The organism is Cryptosporangium aurantiacum (assembly GCF_900143005.1).
Classification (GTDB): Bacteria; Actinomycetota; Actinomycetes; order Mycobacteriales; family Cryptosporangiaceae; genus Cryptosporangium; species Cryptosporangium aurantiacum.
The window spans coordinates 45,592-62,710 of sequence record NZ_FRCS01000011.1; the positions used below are offsets into that span (position 1 = coordinate 45,592).

Below are 17,119 nucleotides of genomic sequence, written 5' to 3' on the forward strand. Positions count from 1 at the left end.
GTCGGGCTCTGGGTACGGTGGCGGGTTTCGGCTACGGAGGGTGCTACCCGCTACGCTGATTCCCGCGGCGCGGCGACCCCCGGCAGCGCCGAATCCACTGTTTCCTCGCGGCCCTCAACTCGTCGGCGCCGGTGAGGCACCGAGTGTCCGCGGAGGGACCGGTGAACAGGACGACGCTGGTCGCAGCCGTCGCACTCGGCTTGGGATTACTGCTCGCCACCGGTGGTTCGGTGGTGCTCGCGCACGCGCGGGCTGCGGTGCGGGCCGATCACCCTCGGCGCGGAGCGATCACCCAGTACCCGGCCGCGCTCTCGGCCCTGCTGGGGTTCCTGCTCACCAGCGTGGCCGGTGCCGTGCTGTGCTGGCGGCTGGCTCCGGAACGCGGGACCACCGCGGCGCTGGCCGCGATCGTCGCGGGCGTCATCCTGTTCGCACTCGTCGGGGCGCTGTTCGCGCGGGTGGCCGATCGTGTCGAGGAACGCCAGCTGCGGCAGGTGCCGCACGAGGTGCACCGTCCGATCTCGGCGCCACCTCGACGCGCAGCGCTCACAGCGGCACCATCGAGCCCATCGGCCACGTCGGCCTCATCGGGCACATCGGCCTCATCGGCCACGTCGGGTTATGGCGGGCGCCCGGCGCTCGGGCGCACCGAGCTCCCGGCCCTCGGTTCCGCCGAGATGTGGACGCCGAACGCAGGCGCGGTCCCGATCACCGGTGGAGCGGGAACCTCCGCGCTCGCCCCGGCCGGAAGCCCCGGCGCCGTCCCGACTCCCCGCGCCGGCGACGCACGGCCGCTCGGTCCGGCCGGGAGCCCGGCTCTCGGCTCGTTCGGGAGCCCGGCCCGAGGCCTCGCCGGAAGCCCGGCGGCGACCCCCCTCAGTGGCTCGATCGTCGGCTCGACGCCCGGCCCCGCAGTCACCCCGCCGCTCGGCGCCCCCGGTAGCCCGGCCGCCGGCCCCGAAGGACATCCGGTCATCGGCCCCGCGACCGGTCCGGTGCCCGCTCCGGGAGGGATCCCGGCACAGGGCCCGGCCGCGGGCCCGGATCCCCGCCCCGCGGATGCCTCGCCGATCGGCTCCACCGGTAGCCCCGTTGCCGGCCCCGCAGGATGGCCGCCACCCGTTAGTCCGGCCGCCGGCCCGCACGGCGGCCCGATAGCCGACCCGCACAGCGGCCCCCCGGCCAGCCCGCACAGCAACCCCACCACCGGCCCACACAGCAACCCCGCCGACGACCCGCACAGCAACCCCACGGCCAGCCCGCACAGCAATCCCACCACCGGCCCACACAGCAACCCCGCCGACGACCCGCGCGGTGGCTCGATGGCCGACCCGCGCGGCAACCCCGCCACCGACCCGATGGCCGGCTCCTCGGAAGGCCCGATCCCCTGCCCGGGAGCAGAAGTAGGCCACGGCCCCGGCCGCGCCCTGGAGCCAACCCCGGCCCGGGCGACCGAACCCGTCACCTCGCCGGTGCTCGCGGCCGACGAGCAGCCGCCGGTCCCCCGGCCGCGGACGCCGTCCGACCCGCCGCCGTTCGGCTACTCGACTCCGCTGGTGCCGGTACCACCCCGCGAGCCCACCGCCGACGATCCACCCACTGTGGAGACCGCCCCGGCGTCGCAACTCGTCCCCGGCTGGATGTACCACGACGAGGCCGACAGCTGGTTCCTCGCGGTCGGGACGCCCGGCGGCGCACCGGCCCTGTTAGGACTCCCGTCCTTCGCGCTGGTCGTTCCGGGCGGCCCGGGTGCGCCCGTGGGTACCCTGAGCCGGGCCGGTGCCGCCGAGCTGACGGTGCTACCCGAGGAGGATCCCGTGCCCGAACTCCCGGAGGACGACGTCAGCGCGGACACAGCGGGTAACCCACCGGACAGATCCCCGAATGCCCCACTGGAGCCCGGCGAGGGAGAAGCCGGTTGAGTAGGACGCTGTCTCACCATTCGGACGCACCGTGGCGTTCGCGCTCCGGTGACCAGCGTGGATTGCATGAGAATGAATGAATACCGGGGTGCTCACGCGCGCTGCCTCGTCATCCGACACAATCATGCATGGGGTCACCGACCCACCGCATCGTGTTAGATTCTAACTGTTGGTATATGTGCTGTAACTCTGTGGCTAGCAGTGCGCGTGGGCGCCAACCCCGCTGCGAGGAGGCGTGACATGAAGAAGTTCCTCAAATGGGGAGCGGTTGCTCTGCTGGTGTTCTTCGTGGTGACTCAGCCCGCGGACGCCGCCGGTGTAGTCCGATCGCTCGGCAATGGTTTGGTCAACATCGCCAGCGGCATGAGCGCGTTCGTCACCAACCTGGCCTAACCCACCGTCACCGCACGCCGCCCGGCAGCGTGTCCCCTTCCGAGGACCCGCCGCCGAGCGGCGTCAACGGCACCCGCCGCCGAGCGGCGTCAGCGCCTCATTGCGGTGGCTGCTTGCCTTCCCAGGCCGCGGCGTGCAGCCGCCGGAGCCCGCGGACGGCGTCCACGGCCCGTTGTTTGTCCGCAGCCTGTACGGCCAGCACCGAGACCAACTCGTCGTCCAGCAGCTCGAGCGCGGCCCACGGCGAATGCTGATCGAATCGCACGCCGCGGACCAGCGTCCACGGCACGGTGATGCCGCCGACGACGTTTTGGACCTTCACCTGGTGCGCGTCGGCGACCACCCGCGGCCGGGTCAGCGACAGCACTCCCCCGGCCATCAGGATGCCGAGGAACACCATCCCGAGCTGGTCGCCGATGCCGAACGGTGCGCCGACGTCCGGGTCCTCGGTGGTCGTCGGGCGGCCGAGCAGCACCGCGACGACACCGAAGATCACGACGATCGCGACCGCCAGGATCCAGGCGACGATCGTCAGCCGGTGCGGCCGGGCCCGGACGACGTCCGGCGTACCGCTGCTCACCTCGGCCACGTCGGGCTCCCCGGTCACAGGCGGCAGGCGTGAATCGACGTGACCAGGATGGCCCGGGCACCGAGGTCGTAGAGCGAGTCCATGATCCGATTCGTGTCCTCCCGGGGCACCATGGCCTGCACCGCGACCCACCCGTCCTTGTGCAGCGGGGAGATCGTCGGCCCCTCGATGCCGGGGGTGAGCGCTACCGCGGCGTCCAGGCGGGCCAGCTCGACGTCGTAGGCCAGCATCACGTACCGGCGGGCGACGAGGACGCCGTTGAGCCGGCGGGTCAGCTGGTCGACGCGGTGGTCGGCACCGGACTCGCTCTGACCCTTGCCGCGGATCACCACGGCCTCCGACCGCAGGATCGGCTCCGCGACGATCTCCAGGCCCTGCTGGCGGAGCGTCGCACCGGTCTCGACGACGTCCGCGATCACGTCGGCGACACCCAGCCGGATCGCGGTCTCGACCGCACCGTCCAGCCGGATCACCTCGGCGGCCACTCCGTGCTCGGCGAGGTGCTGGCGCACCAGGCCGGCGTACGACGTCGCGATGCGGCGTCCGGCCAGGTCGCCGATCGACTCGACGGTGCCCGGGCGGGCGGCGAAACGGAACGTGGACTTGCCGAAGCCCAGCGCGAGCATCTCGACGGCGTCGGCGCCCGAGTCGAGCAGCAGGTCGCGGCCGGTGACCCCGAGATCGAGGTCGCCGGAGCCCACGTACACCGCGATGTCACGGGGGCGGAGGTAGAAGAACTCGACCTCGTTCTCGGCGTCCACCAGAACGAGTTCTTTGGGGTCGCGGCGCTGAAGGTAGCCCGCCTCGGCGAGCATCGTGGTGGCTCGCTCGGAGAGCGAGCCCTTGTTGGGGACGGCGATGCGCAGCATGCCCGGCCTTCCGTGGGGGGTTACAGGTGGGCGTAGACGTCGTCGAGGGTCAGGCCGCGGGCCAGCATCAAGACCTGCAGGTGGTAGAGCAGCTGCGAGATCTCTTCGGCGGTCCGCTCCGCGGACTCGTGCTCCGCGGCCATCCAGACCTCGGCCGCTTCCTCGACGACCTTCTTACCGACGGTATGGACGCCTGCCCGCACCGCCTCCACCGTGCCGGAACCCGGGGTGCCGGCGGCCACCTTGGCCGAGAGTTCGGCGAACAGCGCATCGAACGTTTTCACGTCCGCAGTCTTTCACGCGAAGGTGCGGTGCTCGGGTGCCAGTATCCGGCGGCACCCGAGCACGACGCCTCAGCCGACGCCGAAGCCCACCTTCGGCACCGGGGCGCGACGCAGATCACGGAGGACCAGCGCCGCGTCGAGAGCCGCGAGCGTCGCCTCGCGTCCCTTGTCCTCGGCGCTGCCCTCGAAGCCGGCCCGGTCCCGGGCCTGCTCGTCGGTGTCGCAGGTGAGGACGCCGTTCCCCACCGGGACGCCGGAATCCAGCGCGACCCGGGTGAGGCCGGCGGTCACCGCGTCGCAGACGTACTCGAAGTGCGGTGTTCCGCCGCGGACGACGACGCCCAGCGCCACGACCGCGTCACACCGCCGGGCCAGCTCCTGGGCGACGACCGGCAGCTCGATGGCTCCCGCGACCCGGGCGGTGACGATGTCGGTCACGCCGCTCACCGCCGCCGCGGCCAGCGCGCGGTCCAGCAGGTGGTCGGCGATCTCCTGGTGCCAGCGAGTGGCGACGACGCCGAGCCGCAGCCCGGCCGCGTCGACGGTTCCGAGGTCGGCCGCGCCCGCGCCGCTCATGCCGGCGCTCCGAGCGTGGCGCGCTCCCGGACCGGTGCGCTCTCGATCACCGCGGACGCGACCGCGATCTCGTCGGGCAGCCCGACGATCTCGTGGCCCATCCGGTCGCGCTTCGTGCGGAGGTACCGGACGTTCTCCGGATGGGCGTGGGTGGGCAGCGCGACCCGATCGTGCACACGGACCCCGTAGCGCTCCAGGCTGGTCCGTTTCGCCGGGTTGTTCGTCAGCAGCCGGACCGACCGGATCTGCAGGTCGAGCAGGATCTGCGCACCGATCGCGTAGTCCCTGGCGTCCACCGGCAGCCCGAGTTCGAGGTTGGCGTCGACGGTGTCCGCGCCGGTGTCCTGCAGCTCGTACGCGCGCAGCTTGTGCAGCAGGCCGATCCCACGGCCCTCGTGTCCGCGCAGGTAGACGACGACTCCGCGGCCCTCGGTGGCCACCGCTTCGAGCGCCGACTCCAGCTGCGGCCCGCAGTCGCACCGCAGGCTGCCGAACACGTCGCCGGTGAGGCACTCCGAGTGCACGCGCACCAGGATGTCGTCCTCACCCTCGACGTCGCCCAGCACGAACGCGACGTGCTCGGTCTCGTCGACCGTGCCGCGGTAGCCGACGGCGCGGAACGCGCCGTGCCGGGTCGGGACCCGGGCGTCGACCTCCCGCTCCACCTGCCGCTCGGTGCGCCTCCGGTACGCGACCAGGTCGGCGATCGTGATCAGCGTGAGGTCGTGGGTGTCCGAGAACGCGGCCAGCTCCGGCAGGCGCGCCATCGTGCCGTCGTCGTTCACGACCTCGGCGACCACACCCGCCGGGTGCAGACCGGCCATCCGAGCGAGGTCCACGGCGGCTTCGGTGTGGCCGGGCCGGGCCAGCACGCCGCCATCGACCGCGCGTAGCGGGAACACGTGGCCGGGCCGGGTGAACGCGTCCGCGGTGGCGTCCGGGTCGCCGAGGAGCCGGATCGTGTGTGCGCGCTCGGCGGCGGAGATGCCGGTCGTGGTCTTGTCCCTAGCGTCCACCGAGACCGTGTACGCGGTGCCCTTGCTGTCCTGGTTCGTGTGGTGCATCGGGGGCAGGTCCAGCCGGTCGGCGTCCGCCTCGGTGACCGGCGCGCAGACGACGCCGGAGCTGTACCGGATCGTGAACGCGAGCAGTTCCGGGGTCGCCGCGGACGCGGCGAACACCAGGTCGCCCTCGTTCTCCCGGTCCTCGTCGTCGACGACGACGACGGCCTTTCCGGCCGCGATGTCCGCGATCGCCTGCTCGATCGTGCCGAACGTCACCTCGGTCATGCCCGCTCCTCCCGCGTGTGGACCAGCTTTTCGACGTACTTCGCGATGACGTCGACCTCGAGGTTGACCGGCGCCCCGACGCCACGGGTGCCGAGCGTCGTCAGCGCGAGCGTGGTCGGGATGAGGCTGACCTCGAAGTGGTCGTCAGTCACGGCAGAGACGGTGAGCGAGACGCCGTCGACGGTGATCGAGCCCTTCTCCACCACGTACCGGGCCAGGTCGGCGGGCAGGCTGATCCGGACGATCTCCCAGTGTGTGTCCGGGCGCCGTTCCAGCACCGTGCCGACGCCGTCGACGTGGCCCTGGACCAGGTGACCGCCGAGCCGAGTGCTGAGCGTGGCCGCCCGTTCGAGGTTGACCCGGTCGCCGGGCGCCACCCCTCCCAGCGTGGAGCGGTCGAGCGTCTCGGCCATCACGTCGGCGGTGAATCCGTCCGCGGTGGCGTCGACGACCGTGAGACAGACGCCGTTGACCGCGATCGAGTCGCCGTGGGCGGCGTCCGCGGCCACCCGTGGACCCTTCAGGGTGAGCCGGGCGGCTCTGTCGAGGTGGTCGATGCCGGCCAGGGTGCCGAGTTCTTCCACGATGCCGGTGAACATGTGCGCCGCGTGCCTCCTCGCCTCGGGCGGCTCCGAGGCGCCGGGAGGGCAAGCACGGGCGTCGGCGTACCCCGCGCACGCGCACGGGCACGCCGATCAGCCCGCGCGCTTCCTCCCATCCGGACTTTCACCGTCGGTCCCGGAGTTCCACCGGGTCAACCGCTTGCCCCGAAGGGCGCACGGGTCGCGGACTGTCACCGCCGGCTCGGAATTTCACCGACCCCGGAGCGCGCGTACTGCGTCGTCTCTATCTCGTGTCTACTTCGTGGGACGCGATACCGCCACATCAGCGGTCCGAAATCCCACGGTTACGCGCCAGTCTGGCACGGTCGGCGCGGCCCGGACCGCCCAGTGCGACCGGGATCACGCGGTACATCAAACGGAGTCGGGCTCCGCCACCGGTTCGATCGCGGCCCGTTCCCGGGCCGAGCGGCCCCGCCCGGGCTCCGGGTCGCGCCGCCGGTCGACCGCGACCATCGACCCCTCGGTGCGCTTGGCCACGGCCTTCATCTCGCTGGCCGCGGCGACCACCTCCCGGTGGTCGGTGAACCGGCGCTGGGTCGAGAGGGCGACGCCGATCGAGAGCGTCAGCAGCCCGTGCCGCCGTAACCGGCCCTGCCGGTCGAGCACCTCGAAGTAGCCGCGGGCCAGGTCGTCGGGGTCGTAGAGCACCCGGCTGGACTGGTCGAACAGCCGGATCGCCCGGTCGGTGATCGGCGTGATCTGGTCGGGCGTGCAGACGACGAGGAAGTCGTCGCCGCCGATGTGGCCGAGGAACGGCGGCGGGCCGGCGACCCCGATCGTGGACGTGTGCAGCGCGCCGGCCGCCGCGGTGAGCATCTGGTCGCCGCGGTAGAAGCCGTAGACGTCGTTGACGGTCTTGAAGTTGTCGAGGTCGATGTAGCAGACCGCGTACTCCCAGCCGTGGTCCCGGCGGGCGGCGATCCGCTCGGCGATCGCGTCCAGGATCCGGGTGTTGCCGGGCAGGCCGGTCAGCGGCGAGACGTCCCGCATCTCGCGGTTGCGCCGCAGCGTCGACCGGACCCGCGCGACGAGCTCGCTCAGGTCGAACGGCTTGACGATGTAGTCGTCGGCGCCCGCGGTGAGCCCCTGGATGCGGTCGGCGGACAGGTCCTTGGCGGTGAGCATGATGATCGGCAACGCGGCGGTCAGCGGCGACGCGCGTAACTGCCTGCACAGCTCGAAGCCGTCGACCCGCGGCATCATCACGTCCAGCAGAACCAGGTCGGGCCGGTGCCGTTCGATCGCGGCCAGCCCGCTGCGGGCCTCGTTGGCCACCACCACCTCGAAGCCCTCGAACCGCAGGTTCATCGCGACCAGCGTGGTGACGTCGGCGTCGTCGTCGACGACGAGGATCAGCCCTTCGGAGCCCCGGTGGCCTCCGGCGCGCGGGAGCTCCCCGGGAGTCTCTCCCCCGGCCGGCCCCGCGCTCGCGGTCACCGGATCGCCGCCGACTCCGCCGCACGGACCGCCGCGGACCGCAGAGCGGCGACGGCGGCGGCCGGATCGTCGGCGTTGTAGACGGCGGACCCCGCGACGAACGTGTCCGCGCCCGCTTCGGCCGCCGCGTGGATCGTGTCGGCGTTGATGCCGCCGTCGACCTCGATTCGCAGCTCGAGGTGCCCGGTCTGGACCCGGCGACGGGCCTCGGTGACCTTCGGCAGCACCTCGGCGATGAAGTCCTGCCCGCCGAAGCCCGGCTCGACGGTCATCACGAGCAGCGTGTCGAAGCCACGGAGGATCTCCAGGTACGGCTCCAGCGGGGTGCCCGGCTTGAGCGCCAGACCGGCCTTCGCACCCGCTTTTCTCAGGTCGCGCGCCACCGCGGACGGGTCGTCGGTGGCCTCGGCGTGGAACGTGACGTTGTGTGCGCCCGCCTCGGCGTAACCGGGTGCCCAGCGGCCCGGGTCGTCGATCATCAGGTGGCAGTCGAGCGGGATGTCGGTCGCCGCCTTGATGCTCTTGACGACCGGCAGGCCGAGCGTGAGGTTCGGAACGAAGTGGTTGTCCATGACGTCGACGTGCAGCCAGTCCGCCCCCGGCGTGCCGGGCCGGCCCGCGACCGACGCGGCGGCGTCGGCCAGACGGGCGAAGTCTGCGGACAGAATGCTCGGTGCGACGAAGAGCTCCACGCCCGAAATACTAGTCGCGGGGTGTGACAGGCTTGCGGAGCAGCGACAGGAACATCGCGTCGGTGCCGTGCCGGTGCGGCCAGAGCTGAAGAGCCGCAGCGCGTGCCGCGCTGAGTTGAACTCCCTCGGGCGTCGGGTTCACGTCCGCGGCCGCTGCGGCTTCCGGCACTCCGCGGACGTCGACCGGCTCGGCGCCGGTGCGCCGGCACACGTCCGCCACCAGCACCCGGGTCTCGGCCAGGTGCGGTGAGCAGGTCACGTAGGCGACCAGCCCGCCGGGCCGAGTCGCCCGCAGCGCCGCGGTGAGCAGCTCACGCTGGAGTTTCGCCAGCGCCGGGACGTCGCTCGGCTGGCGGCGCCAGCGTGCCTCCGGACGGCGTCGCAGCGCGCCCAGCCCGGTGCACGGCGCGTCGACCAGCACCCGGTCGAACCCACCCTCGGGCAGGTCGGGATGGGTACCGACGTCGCGGCCGTCCGCGGTGAGCACGGTCGCGGGGAGCCCACGCACGGCCTGTTCGACCAGCTTGGCGCGGTGCTCGGACACCTCGACCGCGGTGAGGTGCGCGCTGCGGCCGTCGGCGATCGACGCGAGCAGCCCGGCTTTTCCGCCGGGGCCGGCGCAGAGGTCGAGCCAGCGGGCGTCGGTGCCTTCCAGCGGGGCGGTGGCCAGGGTCCAGGCGCAGAGCTGGCTGCCCTCGTCCTGCACGTGCGCGCGTCCGTCGGCGATCGCCGCGACGTCGCCCGGCGCGCCCTCCGGCAGCTTCACGCCGACCGGCGACCACCGGCCCGGCTCGCCGCTGACGTCCGCGGCCAGCTCCTTGGGGTCGATCCGGCCCGGCCGAGCCGCCAGGTCGACGCCCGGCCGCTCGTTGTCGGCGGCGAGCGCGGCGGCGGTCTCGCTGTCGCCTGCCGCCAGGCGGGCGGTGTCCTCACCGAGCGCGTCGGCGAACGCGCGGATGACCCACTCCGGGTGGCTGTAGCGGATCGCCAGGTGGGCGATCGGGTCGGCGGCGAGGTCCGGCGTGACCTCGGGGAGCCAGGCGTCCAGGTCGCGTTCGGAGACCCGGCGCAGCACTGCGTTGACGAACCGGGCCGGCCCGTCGGTGAGCGCGACGCGGGCCACCTCGACGGTGCCCGCCACCGCGGCGTGCGGTGGCACGCGGGTGAACAGCAGCTGGTACGCGCCGAGCCGCAGCGCCTGGAGCACCCGCAGGTCGACCTTGTCGATCGGGCGGCTGCTCCCGGCGCCGAGAATGGCGTCGAGCGTTCCGCGGTGGCGCAGGGTTCCGTAGGTCAGTTCGGTGACGAATGCCGCGTCCCGGCCAGTGATCCGGCGTTCGACCAGCACCGACGGCAGCATGAGGTTCGCGTACGCCTCACGGGCGGCGACCGCCACCAGCACGTCGAACGCCGCACGTCGGGCCGGGTCCGGGGTGGCCTTCTGGTACGTGCCCCAGGACCGCTTCGTCCCCTCGTGCCCTGATTCGTTACGCGGCCGCTCGGAACGATCACGGCCGGGGCGGCCGGCGCCTTGGTCGCGGCCGGGGCGGCCGCGGTCGGAGCCGCCGCGCGCCCGGTCCTGGCCGGGGCGGCCGCGCTCCGGGCGGCCTTCACCGCGGCCCCCGTCCGAGCGGCCCCCGTCCGAGCGGCCCCCGTCCGAGCGGCCGCGGTCGGGGCGGCCGCCTGCGGGTGGGCGTCCGCTGCCCGGTCGCCGTCCCTGGGGTCGGCCGTCTCCTTCGGTCACCGCTGCACCTTCGATTCCTGGGGTATTGCTGGCGATTCCTGGGGTATTGCTGGCGATTCGTGGGGTAATGCGGGAAGTTCGGTCACTCGAAGCGTTCGCCGGGTTCCGGCCGGACGCCGCGCGCCCAGTCGGTGGCGGGCATCGCCTTCTTGCCCGGCGGGACGACGTCGCCGAGAACCACCGGGTCCGTGGCGGTCCCGACCAGTATCCGCTTCCGCTCGACCAGCAGCGTCCCCGGCGCCGGGCGTTCGGCGGCGTCTGGTGTGGGGCGCACCGGCCCCACCTTGACCCGTTCGCCCCGGAACGTCGTCCAGGCCCCCGGCGCGGGCGTGCACGCCCGGATCCGCCGGTCGATCGCGAACGCGGGCACCGACCAGTCGAGGTGCGCGTCCTCGACGGTGAGCTTCGGCGCCAGCGACACCCCGTCGGACGGCTGCGCGACCGGCGTCAGCGCTCCGGCCGCGATGCCGTCGACCACCTGGGCCAACAGTTCGCCACCGGCCACCGACAGCCGCTCCAGCAGCGCGCCGGCCGTATCGTCCGGCCGGATCGGCTCGGTGAGCGTGCCGAACACCGGTCCGGTGTCCAGCCCCTTCTCCAACTGGAACACCGCGGCGCCGGTCAACTCGTCGCCGTGCAGGATCGCGTGCTGCACCGGCGCGGCCCCGCGCCAGGCGGGCAGCAGCGAGAAGTGCAGGTTGATCCAGCCGAGGCGTGGCACGGCCAGCGCCGACGGCGGCACCAGCCCGCCGTACGCGACGACCGGCGCGAGGTCGGGCGCCAGCTCGGCGAGTCTGGCCAGGAAGTCGGGATCACCGGCCTTCGCCGGGGTCAGCACCTCGATGCCGTGCGCGTCGGCGACCTCGCCGACCGGCGACCGGTGCAGCTTGCGCCCGCGTCCGGACGGCGCATCGGGCCGGGTGACGACCGCGACCACCTCATGGCCGGTCTGCAGGAGCCGCTCCAGCGGTGGTACGGCGACCGCTGGTGTGCCGGCGAAAACCAGGCGCAGGCTCACCGGAGCTTCCCGAACAGCGGGTGCGGGCTGACCTTGACCGTCGGCGCCGGCTCGTTCGCCCATTCGGCCTGCCGGATCGCGCGCATCGCTTCCTTCTTCGTGTCCGGGTCGAGCCGGTCGACGAACAGGACGCCGTCGAGGTGATCGGTCTCGTGCTGCAGGCACCGCGCCATCAGCTCGGTGCCGACGACCTGGATCGGCTCGCCGTGCATGTCGAAACCCTTGGCGACGGCGTTCATCCGGCGCTTCGTGTCGAAGTAGAGGCCGGGAACCGAGAGGCAACCCTCGGGTCCCTCCTGCTCCTCCTCGTCGGGGAACTCCAGGACCGGGTTGACCAGGTGGCCGACCACGTCGTCGACGTCGAACGTGAAGACTCGGAGTGAGACGCCGAGCTGCGGGGCGGCCAGACCGGCGCCACGCTCGTTGAGCATCGTTTCGGTGAGGTCCTTCACCAGGGCCCGCAGCTGCCGGTCGAAGTCGACGACCTCGTCGGCGGGGGTGCGCAGCACCGGGTCTCCGAAGAGGCGAATGGGACGGACAGACACTCTTGGTACCCCTCGGGACGCTGGCGGGCACGACGGAATCAGGCGCGGGTCCGCACCAGCGCTCCAGGCTACCGTGCACGGCTCCGGTCCCGAGCAAAGCGTCAGAGAAGCTCGAGGGGGTCGACGGCGATGCGGGCCGGGTGGGGGGCCTTGTGGGCGCTGCGGACGGAGGCCGCGGCGCGGAGGGCGGCGGCCAGCGCCGGGCCCAGTGACCGGGGGCAGCGCACGAGTGCGCGCTCCAGCTCCTCGTCCTCCGCCCCCGCCCGCGGTGCCGGCGGGATCGGTACCGGCCCGAGGACCTCCGCGGCGTCCGGGAGATCCGCGAGCCGCAGCAGGTCGGCGACCGCGTCGGGCGTGCCGGTCACGCTGGCCATCCGCACCGCCGGGGGAAACCCCAGCTCGGCGCGGTCGGCCAGCTCGCGCGCGGCGTGCCACGCCGGGTCCCACCGGAGCAACGCCTGCACCGCCGGTATCGCCCCGTCGGCGGCGATCACGACCCGGCCGCCCGACCGTGCCGGACGTACCAGCGCGATCGCGTTGGCCCAGCGTCGCAGCGCCTCCTCCGACGCGCGCAGGTCGGCCCTGGTCAGCAGGGCCCAGGTGTCGAGCAGCAGCGCCGCCCCGTACCCGCCGTCGGCGACCGGCTCCGCGCCCGGAGTGGCGATGACGAGGGCCGCGCCGCCGCCGACCTCGGTCAGCACACCGTCGCGGCCCGACGTCCGGACCGGGATGCCGGGGAACGCCCGCCCGAGTTCCTCGGCGGTGCGGCGGGCCCCGAGCACCGAGGCGCGCAGCCCGCGGTGCCCGCAGTCGGGGCAGGTCCAGCCACCGGCGAGGTGCCCGCACCACCGGCAGGAGGGCACGTCGCCCTCGCCGGACTCGCCGCGGCCGCGCAGCTCCAGCGGACCGGAACAGGTCGTGCAGCGGGCCGGCCGCCGACAGCGCCCGCAGGCGACCGACGGTACGTAGCCGCGCCGCGGCACCTGGACCAGCACCGGGGCGTCCGCGGCCAGCGCCTCGCGGGCCGCGCGCCAGGCCACGGTCGGCAGCCGGGCGGCCGACGCGCTCGGGTCGGCGGCGAGGTCGCGGTCGTCACCCACCGGGACGACCCGCGGCGCGGCGGCCCGCACGACCTCGCGGTCGGCTTCCAGCGGCTTGGCCCACCCGGTCTCCACCAGCAGCTGCGCCTCGGCGGTGCGCGCGAACCCGCCGATCAGCAGCCCGGCGTCGGCCATCTGGGTGCGGACCAGCAGTACTTCGCGGGCGTGGCAGTACGGCGCGCGGGGCTCGGCGTGCAGGTCGTCGCCGTCGTCCCAGAGCACGGCCAGCCCGAGGTCGGCGACCGGCGCGAACGCGGTGGCCCGGGTTCCCGCGACGGCTTGTACCTCACCGCGGCGGACGGCCAGCCAGCGCCGGTATCGCTCCTCCGGGCCGAGCGAGGCGGCCAGCGTGGTGTGCCTGCCCGGCCCGAGGACGTCGGCGAGCGCGGCGTCGAGCCGGTCGAGGTCGCGGGCGTCGGGCACCACCGCGACGGCACCGCGGCCGGACGCCAGCGCGGCGGCGACGGCCTCGGCGATCCGGCGCGGCCAGTCCTCCCCCGGCAGCGCGGCGAGCACGGCGCGGGGTGAGCGACCTTCGGCGAGCATCCTGAGATAGGCGGGGCCGCCGCGGTACCGGCCGAAACCGTCGTGCGGCGGCTGTGGGCGGCCCTGCGCGTCCACCGGCAGGACGTCGCCCGCGCGGCGGGCGGCGGACTCGGCACGGGCGTGGCGGGGCGGGATCGCGAGCCGCAGCACGTCGGCGAGCGTGCCGGCGCAGCGGTCGGCGACCGCGCGGGCGAGGCGGGCGATCTCCGGGCTGAGCACCGGCTCGGCCGAGAGCGCGCGGTCGAGGTAGGCGAGCTTGCCCGGGTGTTCGCTGCCGCCGACCCGGTCGAGCACGTAACCGTCGACGAGCTGCCCGGCGAACCGCACGCGGACCCGGCCGCCGACGACCGCGGTGTCGGCGAGGTCGGACGGGACGAGGTAGTCGAACGGCCGGTCGAGGTGCGGGAGCGGCAGGTCGACGCAGACCCGTGCCACCGGCAGCTCCGCCGCGGGCTCCCGCGCGCCCTTGGGCTTGCCGGCCCGCTTCTTCTTAGCGGCGGGCTTCGCGGCGGACTTCGCCGCGCTCTTCGCGTCCGCTGCGGGTTCGGGTGCGCCGGTGGTGGGCGGGCCGGCGTCCGGCGCGGGGGCGGACTCGTCCGGCGCGAGGTCGAACGGCAGCGCCTCGTCGCCCCCGGCGGCCCCCGCGCGCCGCGCGGCACCAGCGCGCGGACGCGCGGACGCTGCCGGACGCGGGGAGCCCGCGGAGCCCGATGACACAGTCGCGGACTCCATACCTGCGAGACGCGGGGAGCCCGCGGGGCCCGATGACACAGTCGCGGGCTCCATACCTGCGAGACGCGGGGAGCCCGCGGAGCCGGAAGGCTCCGCGGGCTCCATGTCCAGCAGCGTCATACCCCTGGTTTACCAGCACCCTGTGACAAGGTGCGCCGCGATCAGGCTCCCGCGGCGTCCTTGAGCGCCGCAGCCAGCAGCACCAGTTCGGTCTTCTCAGGCTCCCGCGGCGTCCTTGAGTGCCGCAGCGCGGTCAGTCTTCTCCCAGGTGAAGTCGGGCAGCTCGCGGCCGAAGTGACCGTAGGCCGACGTCTGGCGGTAGATCGGGCGCAGCAGGTCGAGGTCACGGATGATCGCGGCCGGACGGAGGTCGAACACCTCGGAGACGGCCTTGCTGATCCGGTCCGGGTCGACGGTCTCGGTGCCGAACGTCTCCAGGAACAGGCCCACCGGGTGCGCCTTGCCGATCGCGTACGCGACCTGCACCTCGGCCCGCTCGGCGAGACCGGCGGCGACGATGTTCTTGGCGACCCAGCGCATCGCGTAGGCGGCCGAGCGGTCGACCTTGGACGGGTCCTTGCCGGAGAACGCGCCGCCGCCGTGGCGGGCGAAACCGCCGTAGGTGTCGACGATGATCTTGCGCCCGGTCAGACCGGCGTCGCCCATCGGGCCACCGATCTCGAACCGGCCGGTCGGGTTGACCAGCAGGCGGTAGCCCTCGGTCTCGATGCCCAACTCGGCCAGCTCCGGCGCGACGACGTACTCGGCGATGTCGGGGGCGAGCAGCGTCTCCAGCGAGATGTCGGACGCGTGCTGGGTGGAGACGACGACGGTGTCGAGACGGACCGCCTTCGGGCCGTCGTACTCGATCGTGACCTGGGTCTTGCCGTCGGGACGCAGGTACGGGATCAGCCCGTCCTTGCGGACCTGCGCGAGGCGACGCGCGAGCCGGTGCGCCAGCGCGATCGGCAGCGGCAGCAGCTCGGGGGTGTCGTTGTTCGCGTAGCCGAACATGAGGCCCTGGTCGCCGGCGCCCTGACGGTCGAGCACGTCGTCGTCGGTCTCGTCGGTGCGGGTCTCGTACGCGTTGTCGACACCCTGGGCGATGTCGGGCGACTGCGACCCGATCGAGACGCTGACGCCGCAGGACGCCCCGTCGAAGCCCTTCTTCGACGAGTCGTAGCCGATGCCGAGGATCGTCTCCCGCACGATGCTCGGGATGTCGGCGTACGCGTCGGTGGTGACCTCACCGGCGACGTGGACCTGGCCGGTGGTGATCAGCGTCTCCACCGCGACCCGGCTGCGCGGGTCCTGAGCCAGCAGCGCGTCGAGGATGCCGTCGCTGATCGCATCGGCGATCTTGTCGGGGTGACCCTCGGTCACGGATTCGGAGGTGAACAGTCGGCGGGCCACGGTGCTCCCAGGGTCGAGGGTGGGTTTGTTTCGGCGCGAGTCTACCGATCCGGTGGGGGACCCCCGGAAAGTGCGGTGACTTGGGTCCAAGTTGTCGAGCTACCGAAACACTGCTGCTCAGCGAGCGAGTCGCCGGACCACCAGATCCCACACCACGTCGGCGAGGGCCTCCTTCGGTCCCTGCGGCACGGTGGTGGACGTTCCGTCGTCGGCGAGCACGACCGCGGCGTTCTCGGTCGACTCGAACGCCTTGCCGCCGGAGACGTCGTTGACGACGAGCAGATCGCAGCCCTTCCGGGCGAGCTTGGCGTGACCGTGCTCGAGCACCGAGCCGGTCGCGTCCCCGGTCTCGGCGGCGAACCCGACGATCACCGGCCCGTCCCCCGCCTCGCGGCGGCGCCGGACCAGCCCGGCGAGGATGTCGGGGTTCTGCACCAGCGACACCACGGGTGCGCTCACGTCGTCGGTCTTCTTGATCTTGCTGTCGGCGTACTCGGCCGGGCGGAAGTCGGCGGGCGCGGCGGCCATCACGACCGCGTCCGCGTCGGCACCGGCCGCGAAGACGGCTTCCTGCAGGTCGCGCGTGCTGACGACACGGACGACGTCCACGCCTGCCGGATCGGGCAGCGCGGTGTTGGCGGCGATCAGCGTCACTTTCGCACCGCGTGCGGCCGCCGTCCGAGCCAGCGCGTAGCCTTGGCGTCCGGACGAGCGGTTGCCGAGGAACCGGACCGGGTCGAGGAACTCGCGGGTGCCGCCCGCGGACACGACGACGCGCCGGCCGGCGAGGTCGGGCGCCCCGGCGCCGCGCCGCAGCAGCGCGAACGCCACCTCGGCGATCTCGGCCGGGTCGGGCAGCCTGCCTTTGCCGGTGTCCGGGCCGGTGAGCCGCCCGACGGCCGGTTCCAGCACGACGACGCCGCGCGAACGGAGCGTCGCGACGTTGGCCTGCGTGGCCGGGTGTTCCCACATCTCGGTGTGCATCGCGGGCGCGAACAGGATCGGGCACCGGGCGGTGAGCAGCGTGTTCGTGAGCAGGTCCGGGGCCAGCCCGTTCGCCGCCCGCCCCAGCAGGTCGGCGGTGGCTGGCGCGACCACGACCAGCGAGGCGCGGCGGCCGAGCGCGACGTGCGGTACCTCGTGGACGTTCGTCCAGACGTCGGTGGCGACCGGCCGCCCGGAGAGCGCCGCCCAGGTCGGTGCGCCCACGAACTCCAGCGCGCTCGCGGTCGGCACGACGGTGACGTCCAGCCCCGACTCCGTGAGCCGCCGCAGCAGCTCACATGCCTTGTATGCCGCGATCCCGCCCGCTACGCCCAGAACGACTTCGGTCACCGCACAGGCTTA

General features: G+C 73.4%; 16 protein-coding genes and 1 riboswitch. Of the genes, 2 read left to right on the forward strand and 14 right to left on the reverse strand.

What is annotated here, in order from left to right; translation table 11 throughout:
* Positions 1-161 precede the first annotated feature (161 nt).
* Positions 162-1,922: a CvpA family protein gene (locus tag BUB75_RS30405; protein ID WP_073261665.1), complete on the forward strand. Its 1,761-nt coding sequence runs from the start codon at positions 162-164 to the stop codon at positions 1,920-1,922.
* A gap of 240 nt (positions 1,923-2,162) precedes the next feature.
* Positions 2,163-2,315, forward strand: a complete 153-nt coding sequence (locus BUB75_RS46575; protein ID WP_178380014.1) for a hypothetical protein — start codon at positions 2,163-2,165, stop codon at positions 2,313-2,315.
* A gap of 97 nt (positions 2,316-2,412) precedes the next feature.
* Here the strand turns inward: BUB75_RS46575 and BUB75_RS30410 are convergent, their stop codons facing one another.
* The 14 genes from BUB75_RS30410 to coaBC form a co-directional block, all read right to left on the reverse strand.
* Complete coding sequence (locus tag BUB75_RS30410) at positions 2,413-2,904, reverse strand: PH domain-containing protein (protein ID WP_218617851.1); 492 nt, start codon at positions 2,902-2,904, stop codon at positions 2,413-2,415.
* A 14-nt stretch (positions 2,905-2,918) separates the two neighbouring features.
* Positions 2,919-3,773, reverse strand: a complete 855-nt coding sequence (gene hisG, locus BUB75_RS30415; RefSeq protein WP_073261667.1) for an ATP phosphoribosyltransferase — start codon at positions 3,771-3,773, stop codon at positions 2,919-2,921.
* Positions 3,774-3,793: 20 nt separating this feature from the next.
* The gene (locus BUB75_RS30420; RefSeq protein ID WP_073261669.1) at positions 3,794-4,057 is read right to left on the reverse strand and encodes a phosphoribosyl-ATP diphosphatase; all 264 of its coding nucleotides are present in this window, start codon (positions 4,055-4,057) and stop codon (positions 3,794-3,796) included.
* Between the two features lie 69 nt (positions 4,058-4,126).
* Entirely contained in the window at positions 4,127-4,633 is a 507-nt protein-coding gene (ribH, locus tag BUB75_RS30425) for a 6,7-dimethyl-8-ribityllumazine synthase (RefSeq protein ID WP_073261670.1), read from the reverse strand.
* A complete protein-coding gene (locus BUB75_RS30430; protein ID WP_073261672.1) occupies positions 4,630-5,922 on the reverse strand; it encodes a bifunctional 3,4-dihydroxy-2-butanone-4-phosphate synthase/GTP cyclohydrolase II in 1,293 nt (430 codons plus the stop codon). The genes ribH and BUB75_RS30430 overlap by 4 nt, the downstream gene beginning before the upstream one ends.
* Positions 5,919-6,521: a riboflavin synthase gene (locus BUB75_RS30435; RefSeq protein WP_073261674.1), complete on the reverse strand. Its 603-nt coding sequence runs from the start codon at positions 6,519-6,521 to the stop codon at positions 5,919-5,921. The genes BUB75_RS30430 and BUB75_RS30435 overlap by 4 nt, the downstream gene beginning before the upstream one ends.
* A 103-nt stretch (positions 6,522-6,624) precedes the next feature.
* Positions 6,625-6,756: riboswitch (FMN riboswitch) on the reverse strand.
* Between the two features lie 140 nt (positions 6,757-6,896).
* Positions 6,897-7,982, reverse strand: a complete 1,086-nt coding sequence (locus BUB75_RS30440) for a GGDEF domain-containing response regulator (protein ID WP_073261676.1) — start codon at positions 7,980-7,982, stop codon at positions 6,897-6,899.
* Entirely contained in the window at positions 7,979-8,674 is a 696-nt protein-coding gene (gene rpe, locus BUB75_RS30445; RefSeq protein ID WP_073261678.1) for a ribulose-phosphate 3-epimerase, read from the reverse strand. The genes BUB75_RS30440 and rpe overlap by 4 nt, the downstream gene beginning before the upstream one ends.
* 10 nt (positions 8,675-8,684) lie before the next feature.
* The gene (locus BUB75_RS30450) at positions 8,685-10,418 is read right to left on the reverse strand and encodes an RsmB/NOP family class I SAM-dependent RNA methyltransferase (RefSeq protein WP_073261680.1); all 1,734 of its coding nucleotides are present in this window, start codon (positions 10,416-10,418) and stop codon (positions 8,685-8,687) included.
* An 82-nt stretch (positions 10,419-10,500) separates the two neighbouring features.
* On the reverse strand, positions 10,501-11,430 hold the full coding sequence (gene fmt, locus BUB75_RS30455; RefSeq protein WP_073262023.1) for a methionyl-tRNA formyltransferase: 930 nt from the start codon (positions 11,428-11,430) through the stop codon (positions 10,501-10,503).
* Positions 11,431-11,432: 2 nt separating this feature from the next.
* Entirely contained in the window at positions 11,433-11,981 is a 549-nt protein-coding gene (gene def / locus BUB75_RS30460; protein ID WP_073261681.1) for a peptide deformylase, read from the reverse strand.
* A gap of 101 nt (positions 11,982-12,082) precedes the next feature.
* Entirely contained in the window at positions 12,083-14,344 is a 2,262-nt protein-coding gene (locus BUB75_RS30465) for a primosomal protein N' (RefSeq protein ID WP_245806335.1), read from the reverse strand.
* Between the two features lie 231 nt (positions 14,345-14,575).
* The gene (gene metK, locus BUB75_RS30470) at positions 14,576-15,772 is read right to left on the reverse strand and encodes a methionine adenosyltransferase (protein ID WP_073261682.1); all 1,197 of its coding nucleotides are present in this window, start codon (positions 15,770-15,772) and stop codon (positions 14,576-14,578) included.
* A gap of 117 nt (positions 15,773-15,889) precedes the next feature.
* On the reverse strand, positions 15,890-17,107 hold the full coding sequence (gene coaBC / locus BUB75_RS30475; protein ID WP_073261684.1) for a bifunctional phosphopantothenoylcysteine decarboxylase/phosphopantothenate--cysteine ligase CoaBC: 1,218 nt from the start codon (positions 17,105-17,107) through the stop codon (positions 15,890-15,892).
* Positions 17,108-17,119: the final 12 nt, after the last annotated feature.

Excerpts from the sequence above, each read along its gene's own strand:
- ribH (WP_073261670.1), bottom strand. The coding sequence starts at position 4,633 with ATGAGCGGCGCGGGCGCGGCCGACCTCGGAACCGTCGACGCGGCCGGG.
- hisG (WP_073261667.1), bottom strand. The coding sequence starts at position 3,773 with ATGCTGCGCATCGCCGTCCCCAACAAGGGCTCGCTCTCCGAGCGAGCC.
- BUB75_RS30435 (WP_073261674.1), bottom strand. The coding sequence starts at position 6,521 with ATGTTCACCGGCATCGTGGAAGAACTCGGCACCCTGGCCGGCATCGAC.
- BUB75_RS46575 (WP_178380014.1), top strand. The coding sequence starts at position 2,163 with ATGAAGAAGTTCCTCAAATGGGGAGCGGTTGCTCTGCTGGTGTTCTTC.
- BUB75_RS30430 (WP_073261672.1), bottom strand. The coding sequence starts at position 5,922 with ATGACCGAGGTGACGTTCGGCACGATCGAGCAGGCGATCGCGGACATC.